This window comes from Chryseobacterium sp. FG46, assembly GCF_057809135.1.
Map to the genome: position 1 here is coordinate 20,784 of NZ_JBMDJJ010000030.1, position 12,884 is coordinate 33,667.

Annotated in this window: 9 protein-coding genes; 5 read left to right on the top strand and 4 right to left on the bottom strand. The window is 36.7% G+C overall.

Features of this window, described 5'->3' with window-relative positions:
• Positions 1 to 20: 20 nt before the first annotated feature.
• Positions 21 to 1,214 (bottom strand): pyridoxal phosphate-dependent aminotransferase, encoded by a 1,194-nt coding sequence (locus ACODR7_RS18295; protein WP_488841300.1) that lies wholly within the window; start codon positions 1,212 to 1,214, stop codon positions 21 to 23.
• Positions 1,215 to 1,690: 476 nt separating this feature from the next.
• Here ACODR7_RS18295 and rsmG point away from each other — a divergent pair, with 476 nt between their 5' ends.
• The 5 genes from rsmG (at position 1,691) to ACODR7_RS18320 (ending at position 8,559) form a co-directional block, all read left to right on the top strand.
• The gene (gene rsmG / locus ACODR7_RS18300; protein WP_047431370.1) at positions 1,691 to 2,326 is read left to right on the top strand and encodes a 16S rRNA (guanine(527)-N(7))-methyltransferase RsmG; all 636 of its coding nucleotides are present in this window, start codon (positions 1,691 to 1,693) and stop codon (positions 2,324 to 2,326) included.
• 62 nt (positions 2,327 to 2,388) lie between these two features.
• Positions 2,389 to 2,793, top strand: a complete 405-nt coding sequence (locus tag ACODR7_RS18305; protein ID WP_488841302.1) for a hypothetical protein — start codon at positions 2,389 to 2,391, stop codon at positions 2,791 to 2,793.
• On the top strand, positions 2,793 to 3,329 hold the full coding sequence (locus tag ACODR7_RS18310) for a DUF922 domain-containing protein (RefSeq protein WP_488841304.1): 537 nt from the start codon (positions 2,793 to 2,795) through the stop codon (positions 3,327 to 3,329). The genes ACODR7_RS18305 and ACODR7_RS18310 overlap by 1 nt, the downstream gene beginning before the upstream one ends.
• Positions 3,326 to 6,013: a PD-(D/E)XK nuclease family protein gene (locus ACODR7_RS18315; protein ID WP_488841306.1), complete on the top strand. Its 2,688-nt coding sequence runs from the start codon at positions 3,326 to 3,328 to the stop codon at positions 6,011 to 6,013. The genes ACODR7_RS18310 and ACODR7_RS18315 overlap by 4 nt, the downstream gene beginning before the upstream one ends.
• 182 nt (positions 6,014 to 6,195) lie before the next feature.
• Entirely contained in the window at positions 6,196 to 8,559 is a 2,364-nt protein-coding gene (locus ACODR7_RS18320) for a patatin-like phospholipase family protein (RefSeq protein ID WP_488841308.1), read from the top strand.
• A gap of 99 nt (positions 8,560 to 8,658) precedes the next feature.
• On the opposite strand, the gene ACODR7_RS18325 is transcribed toward ACODR7_RS18320, so the two are convergent.
• The 3 genes from ACODR7_RS18325 to ACODR7_RS18335 form a co-directional block, all read right to left on the bottom strand.
• Entirely contained in the window at positions 8,659 to 10,617 is a 1,959-nt protein-coding gene (locus tag ACODR7_RS18325) for a T9SS type A sorting domain-containing protein (RefSeq protein WP_488841310.1), read from the bottom strand.
• Positions 10,618 to 10,775: 158 nt separating this feature from the next.
• On the bottom strand, positions 10,776 to 11,954 hold the full coding sequence (locus ACODR7_RS18330) for an acyl-CoA dehydrogenase family protein (RefSeq protein ID WP_488841312.1): 1,179 nt from the start codon (positions 11,952 to 11,954) through the stop codon (positions 10,776 to 10,778).
• 129 nt (positions 11,955 to 12,083) lie between these two features.
• Complete coding sequence (locus ACODR7_RS18335; RefSeq protein ID WP_488841314.1) at positions 12,084 to 12,872, bottom strand: NUDIX hydrolase; 789 nt, start codon at positions 12,870 to 12,872, stop codon at positions 12,084 to 12,086.
• Positions 12,873 to 12,884 lie beyond the last annotated feature (12 nt).

The following is a 12,884-nucleotide window of genomic DNA, read 5'->3' on the forward strand; positions in this document are numbered from 1 at the left end:
TATTTTGGGTTATTAATTTGTTAATTGAATTTCTCCAATAAGTCTTTAATTCGTTTCATAGCTTCTCTTAAATCTTCCTCAGAAGCAGCATAAGAGAACCTGATACATTCCGGACTTCCGAAAGAGAATCCGCCTACGCAGCCAACATGAGCATTTTCCAGGAGGAACATGGCAAAGTCGTCAGAGTCTTTAATTTCTGTTCCATCAAGGGTTTTTCCGATGTAGTACGAAATATCCGGGAAGAAATAGAAAGCTGCCTTGGGAAGCACTACTTTGAATCCTGGGATTTCTTTGATCAGTTCATAGACAAGATCTCTTCTTTTTTTGAAAGCATCAATCATGTATCTGTATTCAGAAGGATCTGTTTTCAATGCAACGATAGAAGCTCTCTGTGCTACTGTATTAGCCCCGCTGGTCATCTGACCCTGAACTTTTTCACAAGCTTTTGCCAGCCATTCAGGACATGCAGAATACCCAATTCTCCATCCGGTCATAGCAAATGCTTTTGACATTCCGTTGATTACGGCCGTCTGCTCATAGACTTCAGGAAACTGAGCAATTGAAGTGGTATTCGTTTCATAATTGATGTATTCATAAATTTCGTCAGAAATTATCGTGATCTGAGGATATTTGGCAATTACTTTGGCGATAGATTTTAATTCGTCATAAGTATAATATCCTCCTGACGGATTGCACGGTGAGCTGAAAAGGATTGCTTTGGTCTTCTCTGTAATAGCTTCTTCAATTTGTTCTGCTGTTACTTTGAAATCGGTAACATAAGATGTAGAAAGCATTACAGAAGTTCCACCCATCATTTTTACCATTTCATCATAGCTTACCCAGTAAGGTGCAGGAAGAAGAACTTCATCACCATCATTGATAATAGCTGCCAGAACATTGATAATTGCCTGTTTAGCTCCATTGGAAACACAAATCTGGGTAGGTTTGTATTCCAGATTATTATCTCTTTTTAATTTATCTGCAATAGCCTCACGCAGTTCCGGAAATCCTGGAACAGGAGAGTAGTGGCTGTAATTTTGATTGATGGCATCGAATGCGGCCTGTTTGATATTGTCCGGAACATCGAAATCCGGTTCACCAAGAGTTAAGCTGATCACATCTATTCCGCTTGCTTTCATTTCTCTGGCTTTGTTAGACATTACAAATGTCTGGGAGTATCCTAATCTTTTTACTCTATCTGAAAGTTTATCCATTGTATTTTTTTGAATTTTAACAAATATATAAATAAAAACGTCTTGTGGAGGTAATAAAGATAAGGGTGTTTTAAAGATTTTTATCAGGTTTGGGACAAAAGATGATATTGAAAAGCTATTCGGTTTCATTGATAAATGACAGCAATTCAGCAAACAGCAATAGGTACTCATAATCACGGAGATAAAAAATGATTAATGAAGCGAAGGGTTTTGTATCTTTAAATAATCTAAGATTGAGCCTATGAAATATTCTGTTTTTTTATTGCTGATTTCATGTGCTGTTTTCTTCCAAGGGAAAGAGTGGGAAATTTTTGCTATACAGATGGTCAGCTAATCGGGAATCTCAGTGTGCCTGTAATTCCGGGTATTGCAGAGTAATGGATTTTAATAAAAACCAGAATTTACAGTCATATCAGGAAAAGTAGATTTGAATACAAGAGAAATAAAACTTATTTTTGCGGTTTATAATAATTCACATGTCTGCATCGTTACTATTAAAATATTTCCCGGATCTTACTGAAAAACAGAAAGAGCAGTTCTCAAAACTGGAAAATCTGTACAATGAATGGAATGAAAAGATCAATGTAATTTCCAGAAAAGATATGGAATCACTGTATGAAAAGCATATTCTGCACTCTTTGGGAATTGCAAAAGTGATGGAATTTGCACCGGGAACCAAAGTATTGGATATCGGAACCGGAGGCGGTTTTCCGGGGATTCCTCTGGCGATCCTGTTTCCTGAAACAGAATTTACCTTGATTGATTCTATTGGTAAAAAAATCAGTGTAGTACAGGCTGTGTCGGAAGGAGTAGGATTAACCAATGTAACGGCTATCCATGGAAGAGCAGAAAAGCTGAAAGAAAAATTCCATTTTGTTGTCAGCAGAGCGGTAACCCAAATGCCTGAATTTTTAAGATGGCTGAAAGGGAAGTTTGAAAAAGAACAGTTTAACCCTAAACATAACGGAATTTTATATTTAAAAGGCGGTGATCTTGCAGAAGAGCTTGCCGGACTTAAATGTGAAATTTTCAATCTCAAACACTATTTTGATGAAGAATTTTTTGATACCAAGAAAGTAGTTTATGTATCAAAAGGTAATTTTAATTCCTGATTTTTATGTAAATAAGGAATAATTTTTGCTAATATTTTTTAATAATCAGAAAAGTAAAGGTTATGAAAAAACTTTTAAATATTGGATTTTCAGTATTCGTGTTGAGCGTGCTTCTGGTTTCGTGTAATGATGATGATTATCATACCATTGAATCTATTGATAAAATCAAAATAGACAGCGTAAAGATTGTTCATGATACCATGAGTGTTTTTGCGATACAAAGCATCAAAACGTATTCCACGTATCCGTCTCATTGTGAGGGCTTTTATGGATATGATTATATTTACAATACCAGTCTGGAAAGAACGGTTACTTCCTACAAATACATTACCGACGGACCTTGTACACAAGGCAAATATGTAGGAGCAAATCAGATTAACTTCAGCCCGCAAAGAAAAGGAACTTATACTTTTAAATTCTGGAATGGAGGAAACAACTGGATTACCAAAACAATTGTAGTGGAATAATGAGATTGACTTTTGTATTGTGTTTACTGGCAGCGCAGGTGGTGTACGGGCAGAAAATTTTCTGGGAGGAAGGCAAAAAGCTAACCTGGGATAACTTTAAAAGTCCGGTTAACAAAAAAAAGAATCCTGATGTAGCAGCATACACCCATTGTGGATGGGAATTTTATGCTGAAAAATCTTCCGATCCAAAAGCACCGGTTGCCATTACTATTAAAACACTGTTTCATGAAGATAAATCATGGAAAGATGTCAAAAGAATGGATGATTATATTCTCCTCCATGAGCAGATGCATTTTGATATTGCAGAATTATTTGTGAGAAAATTCCGAAAAGCAGTCGCTGAAAAAATTAAAAATTCCGGAGACTACAACAAATATTTCAAAACAATTTATAACGTGATATCCGTTGATTATAAAAGCTTTCAGATGGCATATGACAGAGAAACCCGTCATGGACTTGATAAAGAAAAACAAACCGAATATAATCATTCAATTTCTGAACAACTCAACAACTTAAAAAGCTACCAAACCCTTTGAAATTCCTCAATAAAATCATCCACGAACTGCTGGCACAAAACACTGACCTTTCTGCGTTTAATATCATTCTGCCCGGAAAACGTCCCATTGTTTTTATCAGACAGATCCTGGAAGAAAATAATTATTCAGGGTTTCTTCCCAACTTTTTTACGATTGAGGAACTCATCAACAAAATTGCTGATCAACAGACGATTCAGGGAATTCCGCTGTGGCTTTTCTCTTTTGATGTGTACCGAAGCCTGAATCTTATTCCAAGAGATGATTTTTCAGATTTTCTGAAATGGTTTCCCACCTTACAGAAAGACTGGGATGATATTCTCAAATTCTCAGATAGTGATCAGGCAGTTCTGCAGTATATGTTTGATGAGGAAAGAATCAAAGAATGGGCGCAGGACCTTGGAGAAGATGATGATGTCCCGAGAAAGAAGTTTCTTAATTTCTGGCAGAATATGAACGTTTTTCTCCCTGTTTTAAAAGAAAAACTACAGGAGAAAAACTGGGCAACTACCGGAATGATCCACGAGGCGGCTAAAGCCAGGATTGTAGACTTTGCTAAAAATACCAAAGAAGAATTTGTCTTTTGTGGTTTCAATGCCTTTACTCCGGTAGAGGAAAAGCTTGTAAGAAGCCTTTTGCAGTGGAATAAAGCTCAGTGTTTCTTTCAGGCAGACCGCTATTACTTCAATGATGAAAGACAGGAGGCCGGAAAATTTCTCAGGAATCATAAAACCTGGAAAGAATTTGATGATGACAGAGCTTTTCAGTGGATAGAAGACGATTTTAATCAGCCTAAAAAAATTAAGGTGTACGAAGTGTCAGGGAATGTAACCCAGACCAAAGTATTACCTGAGATCTTTAAAGAGATCAATAATAAAACCTATTCCAATACGGCAGTGGTACTCCTGGATGAAAATCTTCTTCCTGCCAGTCTTGATGTAATGCATGGTGTTGATAATTTGAATATTACAATGGGATTTCCGTTGAAAAATTTATCTTTCTCCAATGCCGTGAAACGTCTTTTCTACCTGCAGAAACAGTTGGAGAAAAACAAACTGTCTTATTATTACAGAGATGTTTTCCCTATTTTGGAAGAACTGCCAAAATCTGTAGAAGATGAACAGATTATCAATGATTTTAAAGCTAAAATAGAAGAGAGAAATATTGTTTATATTTCCAGGAAACTTTTACATGAACTGCTGGGCGGCCTGTCTTACTACGGGCTTCTTCAAAAAGCAACAGGAACCAATGGCTACCTGGATATGCTTATTGAGTTCTGCCAGCAGGTAAAATGGCTTGAAATAGACGATATTCAGTATGAGAATGTCTCTCACTTTGAAAATGCATTCAGAATCATCAAAAACCAGCTGACTCCCTACAATATTGAGATCAAAATGGAAACGCTGGAAATTCTGATCAACCAGCATATCAACTCTGAAAGTATCGATTTTCAGGGAGAACCATTGAGAGGATTACAGATCATGGGATTGCTGGAAACACGTCTTTTGAACTTTGAGAATGTTATTCTGCTTTCCGTAAACGAAGGAAAACTTCCGCTTGGAAACTCTCAGAATACCTATATTCCTTTTGATATCCGAAGGTTCTTTGACCTGCATACTTTCCTGGAAAATGACAGCATTTATGCCTATCACTTTTACAGGCTGATTCAGGATGCGAAGAATGTACATTTGCTGTACAATGCATTAAGTTCAGGAGTAAATACCGGAGAAAAAAGCCGTTTCATTACACAGATCGAAATGGAAAGTTCTCATGACATCGAACATCTCATTATTGAAAATTCTTCAGAGCCTATTACTACCAAACCTATCGAAATTACAAAGACACAGATTGTGCAGGAGCGCCTTCAGAAATGGAAGGAAAAAGTATCAGCTTCCCACTTAACCAGTTATCTTTATAATCCGATAGATTTCTACCTTTCCAAGATTTTAAATACCTCGGAAACAGATGAAATTGAAGAAGAACTGTCGATAAAAAATTACGGGAATCTGGTCCATTATTCACTTCAAGAAGTATATGAGGTGTTGAAAGGTAAGGTTTTAAAGGAAAGTGATTTAAAGAATTCAGTTAAAGCAATAGATGAATATATAAATATTGCCATTGAGAAGCTGAAACACCAGCCGGAATTTTATGAAAAAGGGATGAATTATATCCATAAAGCCATTGCCAAAAAAGTAATTGAAAACGTGTTAAATCATGATCTTGAGCTGATAAAACAAGGCAATAAACTGGAGATTATTGATATCGAAAGAAGATTTGAAAATATAGATTTTCCTCTGGAAGGAAATGATAAGATTTCTTTCTTCGGATTCATTGACCGGATTGATAAACTGAACGGGACTCTAAGAATTATTGATTATAAAACAGCGAAGATTAAAAATCTCAATGTAAAGATTGATCAGGATAATGTAGATAAATATTTTCATAACAGCGAAAGAAAGCAGGCCCTTCAGCTTTGTATTTATCATTACGTTGTTCAGCACCTTCCTGAGTTTTGGGGATTCCCGATTGAAACAGGAATCTGGAGTTTTGCAGACGCTAAAAAGGGAATGGTTTCCCTGCAGTTTGACAAAGGAAATATTGATGATGCCATGAAATCTGTCAAAAGTCTTATTCTTGAAATTCTTAATCCTGATATCAATTTTGTGGAAACCATAAAAACGTATTAAAACAGCCAGCATTGTTAGAGAACATGTTTGACCTGAAAGATAATTGTTAATTTATTTTTAAGTTATAAGCTGAAATACATTGATTTACTCTCAGAATAGTCCATTAAGCAGGTAACTTTTTGTGTATATTTACTACTTATTAAAAACTTATAAAGTTTAAATAGATACATTAAGCACCACGAATGAAAAAGATCCTGATATTTTTAGCTATCACTTTCTCTCTTATTGTCAAATCTCAGCAAAAGAATGATTCTCTAAGTATTGCCCTTCAGCAAGTGACCAAAGACACAAAGTTTGGTCTTGCTCTCAGTGGCGGCGGTGCAAAAGGTTTTGCGCACATTGGGATCTTGAAGATGATTGACTCATTGGGAATCAAAGTAGATTATATTACGGGAACCAGTATGGGAGGAATTCTGGGTGGTCTGTATGCAATGGGGTATAATGCTGACCAGTTGAAGCATACGATCTATAAAGTGGACTGGAACAGGATTTTAAGCAATAAAATTCCTTATAATAAAGTTAATATCAGTGAAAAAGACGAATACGATAAATATATTCTTGAATTTCCTGTAGTGAAAGGGTTTCCGACTCTTCCAGGTTCTTATATTGAGGGACAATACATGGGAGAGGTTCTTAATACCCTTACTTTTAATGCAAAGCATATCAATGATTTCAGTAAACTAAGAATTCCTGTTCAGCTTACTTCTTCCGATATTGAAAACGGAGGTCTGGTAATGCAGAAAGAAGGATCATTACCGTTAGCGATTCGCTCAACGTTGGCCATTCCTGCCGCTTTTGCTCCTGTTTATATTGATGGAAAGCTTCTGGTTGATGGTGGTTTGGATCGTAATTATCCGGCCAATGAAGTTCGTGAGATGGGGGCAGATTTTGTGATTGGAGGCTATACCGGTTTCAGGCTTTTTACGAAAAAAGAGATTGAGAATCCGATGAAGATGATTTATCAGACTCATGCCATCCGTTCCGTGGAAGACTTTAAACATCAAAAGGAATTGTCTAATATTCTTGTAGACTTTGTAGATCCATTGGGAGAAATTACCACGAAGGATTTTGCCAGATTCAGAAAGATTATCAAAATAGGAGAGACTGAAGCAAGAAAGCATCTTCCTGAGTTTGTTGCTCTGGCAGAAGCTCAGCGAAAAGCCGGAATCCAATATGAGCACCAGATGATTGAAGAGGTGAAACTGCCTACAACAAAATTTACTTTTAACGAAGAAGACGGAACACCCATTACAGATGCTGCAGAAATTGAAGTGCTGAAAAAGCAGATGGGGCTTACGGAAGGGAAGTATTACGATGTAAAAACCGTTAATGAAGCCATAGACCGTGTTTTTGGAATGCGTCAATATGTAAAGGTGTATTATACTTACACGAATGTAAATGATGGCCTTGTGATGAATATATTTGTGAAAAGAGCAAAAAAAGGAGCTTTTAAACTGGCGCTGCACTATGATACAGAACAGTCTGTAGGAATTATCGTCAATTATACGTACAGAAATATTCTCCTGAACAGATCCAGGTTTCTGGCAACGGTAGATATCTCCGAACGTTTTAAAGCTAAAGTTGCCTACCAGCAATTCTTAGACAGTGGTGAACGTTTATGGCTGGATCTGGAAGCTAAAATGGTTCATCTTAAAAGTAATGATCTTAATTTCAGGCTGTATGATATAAATGAAGATGGAGGTGACCGTTTTCCAAACCATATGTATCGTAACATAACCGGAAAAATTGCGCTGAATTATAATATCACCCCCAACTCTTATCTGTCTCTGGGAACGGAATTCAGTACAGAAAGAATGTACAGCTTACTGGATAAAGTAGACCAGTCGAAAGTGGATAATTACAGTAAAAAGCTATATAACCACAGTAATTTCAATACTTTCCTGAAATTTGAACAGAACAATCTTAATAAAAGATATTTTACTACAAAAGGAAATCATCTTCAGGTGAGCACAAGATTTTACTATGGAGATCAGTATGAACTTTATGACCTGAATACCGTCCAACCTCTTCTGTATCTGATCCTTAACCCGAAAGAGTCTTACTATTCTGAGCCTAAAAACCTTGTTTCATTCACATTAAATGAGAATTTTTTCTATCCAATCACAAGAAGGCTGACGGTAAAGGCTAATGTATTTTTGGGGACAAGTTTTGGATCAAAGAAAGAAGATCAGGTTCCCTATCTGTTTTTGAATCAAAAGTATAATCTGGGAGGCAGCGAATACAATTACGATCTGTTAAGCCCTGAATTCAATGGTCTTCGTCAGAAAGAGCTTCCGATGACTTCGGTGGCGAAGGCAGCCATTTCATTTCAGTACAGAATTATGAAAAGACTCTATATCACCCCTTCTTTCAGCTATGGAAAGGTAAGTGAAGAGCTTTCGCCTTTTAATGACAGTTTTGATATGTTTGGGTACGGATTGAACCTTGGTTACGAATCTCTTATCGGTCCTATTGGTTTGAATATTTCCCGAAACAGCCAGCTTGATTTCTCAAGAATCTATTTTAGTGTCGGATTTAAGTTTTAAGGGAATGTACCATCTATAATTAAATTACTGAAGCAAAAAGCACTTCATTGCTGAAGTGCCAAAAATTAACTTGAAATGAGATATGAAGAGTGATTGATTTTACAGTTTTATCTTTTTGCTGATAGTTTTTCCATTAGAAAGTGTGACTTGCACAAGATATACTCCTGATTCCAGGTTTCCGGATTCAAATAATGTTTTGTTAATTTCCTGCTGAACAATCAGAGCACCAGAAATACTGTAAATGCTAATGTTTTTAATACCATTCCCGGATTTAGCTATAATTTGTTGTCTGAGAGTATAAATATCAGTACTGTTTTCTGATGATATGGTTCCTCCAGCAACCTTGCTGAACTGAAGATTGTAATAAGGAGTAACAACTTCAAACGTATAGTTTTTGTTTTCCATATCCTGAATGTTGATTCCTCCGGTTTCACGATATTGTTTTTGCGAAATACTTTTGATCAGCGTTTTATTTTCATCAAAAATATGTACAACAGTAAGTTCTTCCTGATCTACTTTTAATTGTAAAACCGAATCATTCACAGATTGTACAATTTCGTTTTCGGCAACTTGCTGAGGCGTGTTTTTGATGTATGGAATTATTTTATTTTCATTGTTTTCTGATACTTTCAACAGATATACTCCGTCTTTTAAAGTTGATAAGCTGCGGTCATTGGCTGTTCTGTTCTGAGCTTTTTCTTTATTGAAATCTGTAATTTCAACCAGCTGCATATTGCCCAGATCCGGTTTTATTTGTGAAGATAAAAGGGTAGGGCTGTCAGAAATTTTCTCTGCTGGCTGTTTACTGAAAATTGATCCTGCAATCGCCCATTCATTAAGAAGTCCGCCACTTCTCAGCATATTGAATTTAGCATTGGAAGCTAAAGTGAATGGCAGAATTCCTCCCACATGCCCTAATGGTCCCCAGTAAAAGGAATCCAGTTTATATTTATTCAGATCCCACCATGGATAATAGCCACGCTGAACATCAATAGTTTTGGAGGTGTTTTCTGGTGGAATAGCTAAATCTATGGTAGAATGTCCCAGTGTCATAGGTGTTTTATTATACCAGTCGTAGACATCCTTAGGCTTCATGCATAGTCTGAGCTTGTTATTGGGATTATTAGTAACATCATTAACAAAGCTGGTTGTAAAGAGCTTTCTCCATATAACAGGGCCCCATAGAAGTCCGCCATTATCCTGAACCACATGATAATTGTATTTGTCAAGATATTCAGCAGATATAACTTCTGAAATATCATTATTATACGTTTTATATCCTGTATTGTTGCAGGTATGAAGAACATTTGCCAGAAATGAAGTGAACGGATAAATATCTTTTTCCAGGACTCCTTTATTTAACGTTACTCCGGAAAAATCATAAGGCCCATCTCCCATGTAAGCATATTTGAATTTTATTTGAGTGGGATTTGAAATGCTTAATCTTTTTAGCGTAGACATAGCAGCGTGAGCACCTTGCGAATATCCGGCCAGGAAATATTCATCATAACGTTTAATGTTCAGTTGGGCCAATACTTTATTCGCGGCCGTTATAAAATCTATGGTAGCTCCGGCTTCTGTGGCATAATCTACATAAGGGTGAGTTCCGTCTCCGGTTCCCATCCCTACGTAGTCGGGTGCCATCAAAATATAACCGTTGAGTACATAGGATAGCTCAACAACAAATCCAGCGGTTAATGCTCCTTTAAAATTAGACGGAACATTATGCCTGCTGTCTGTAGTTCCGTGATCCGACACTACTGTTGAGAGTTTGAAGGGTACATTAGGATACATCAGCAATCCAGTTGCTTTTACAAGAACATTGTTTTCGTTTTTCGTGTAATAAGTGATTTTGTATCCTTTCAGCCCAAGATTGAAGCTGTTCAGGTAGTTTGCAAATTCCGGAGTATTCTGATCACCAAGATTGTTGGCGATAAAATTGATGACTCCTTGAGGCGTTAAATCAAGTTTCTGTTCGGCACTTACAACATCACCAGCCTGCTGGGCAAAGTAAAATGGAGCTGTAAGACTTAGTAAAAAAGTGGTTATTTTTTTCATATTGTTTGTTTTTGTGTGGTATTAAAGTAATAATTTTAATAAAACAACAAAAACTTTAGAAGATCAATAATTATTCACTGAATATCATTTCTCTAAAAAGTGAGTAAAATAAAAGAGTCTGACCATTGGCCAGACTCTCTATTTGTATTTTTATCTTTTTAGAAAGCGTTGATTCCTGTAATATCCAATCCGGTGATTAGCAAGTGAACATCATGTGTTCCTTCATAAGTAATTACAGATTCCAGGTTTGCAGCATGTCTCATCATTGGGAATTCTCCCATGATTCCCATACCTCCAAGAATTTGTCTGGATTCTCTGGCTATTTCTATCGCCATATGTACGTTGTTACGTTTAGCCATAGAGATCTGAGCAGGAGTTGCTTTGTGGGCATTTTTAAGATTTCCCAGCTGAAGACATAATAACTGAGCTTTTGTAATCTCTGTCAGGAATTCAGCTAATTTTTTCTGCTGAAGCTGATAAGAACCGATCGGCTTTCCAAACTGTTTTCTTTCTTTAGAGTATTGAACAGCAGTACAGTGGCAGTCAATAGCAGCACCGATTACTCCCCATGAAATTCCGTATCTTGCAGAATTCAGACAAGATAAAGGTCCTTTCAGGCCTGTTACTCCCGGAAGCAGGTTTTCTTTTGGAACTTTTACGTTGTTAAATACCAGTTCTCCGGTTTTGGAAGCTCTCAGGCTCCATTTATTGTGGGTTTCAGGAGTAGTGAAACCTTCCATTCCTCTTTCAACGATTAATCCCTGTACTTTTCCTTCTTCATTTTTTGCCCATACTACTGCGATGTCGCATAAAGGAGAGTTGGTGATCCACATTTTAGCCCCGTTCAAAAGATAATGATCTCCCATATCTTTAAAATAAGTCTCCATTGAACCCGGGTCAGAGCCGTGGTTAGGCTCAGTCAATCCAAAAGATCCGATCATTTCTCCGGCAGCAAGCTTAGGAAGATATTTTTTTTTCTGTTCCTCAGAACCGAACTCGTTGATAGGAAACATCACCAATGAACTTTGTACCGAAGCTGCAGAACGTACTGCAGAATCTCCTCTTTCCAACTCCTGCATAATCAAACCATAAGAAATCTGGTCTAAACCTGAACCGCCATATTCAACCGGGATATAAGGTCCCAATGCTCCGATTTTCCCCAATTCTCTCATAAGATTAGGAAGATCTGTATGATTTTGAGCGGCCTGATCTATCTGTGGCATTACAAAACTTTCAACCCAGTCTCTTACAGATTGGCGGATTAGTTTATGTTCTTCAGTAAGTAAAGCATCAATTCCATAATAATCAGGGATGCTTGTAAGAGGATAATATGACATGATTTTTTGATTTGGTTAAAAGTAACATTTTTCGTGGTGTCCTGAAAATTTTTTTGAAATCTTATCTTGGTATTGGTTTTCAGACAGATAATGGTTTTTTACTTTATTTATTAAGATAAATTTGGTCCTTTATGACTCCTCATCATTAGAGATGGGATACTGATTGGTAGAATTATGAACTTCAGTTTTAAATTTATACAGATAAGGTGCTTTATTGGCAGAACCATCATAGAGTTTTTCCATTCTGTCCAGAATATTTAAACTTAAAATTTTTCGCTGAAAATTATTTCTTCTGAATTTCTGACCTAAAATGGTTTCATAAAGAGCCTGAAGGTCCTTCATGGTAAACTTTTCCGGAAGCAGATTGCTGGCCGCTACTTCTGTATTGATATTCATTCTCAGATACTCCAACCCGGTTTCTATTATCCTATCATGGTCAAATGCCATCTTGGGCAATTTGCTGACCTCAAACCATTCACAACTTTCATTAAACGCGTCAGGGAAAGTGTCAGCCAGTGAAAAATCAATAAGGCTGCAATAGCCTGCCGTTACAAATCGTTGAAAGATCCAGTGATCTTCAGGAACGGTTATCCCTTTATTTTTAAGGAGAATCTGATGTACATTATTCTCTGTACGGTCTATTCTTCCAAAGGTGTGAAACTGTTTTAAAAATAATCCTTTAAGATGTGTTCTTTCAAACAAAACTCTTTCAGCAGCTTCTCTTAAATCTTCATCATTGAAAACAAAACCTCCCGGAAGTGACCATAGATCCAGATCATGATATTTTAAAAGCAGAACTTTCAGAATGTTATTATGAAAGCCGAATATGGTGCAGTCAACAGAAATATGTGCTACGAAATCTTTAGTGTCAATAAGTTCCTGTAGCGTTTCTTTACTTTTTGTGTCTTTGATTTTCATGGCTGTAAAAAT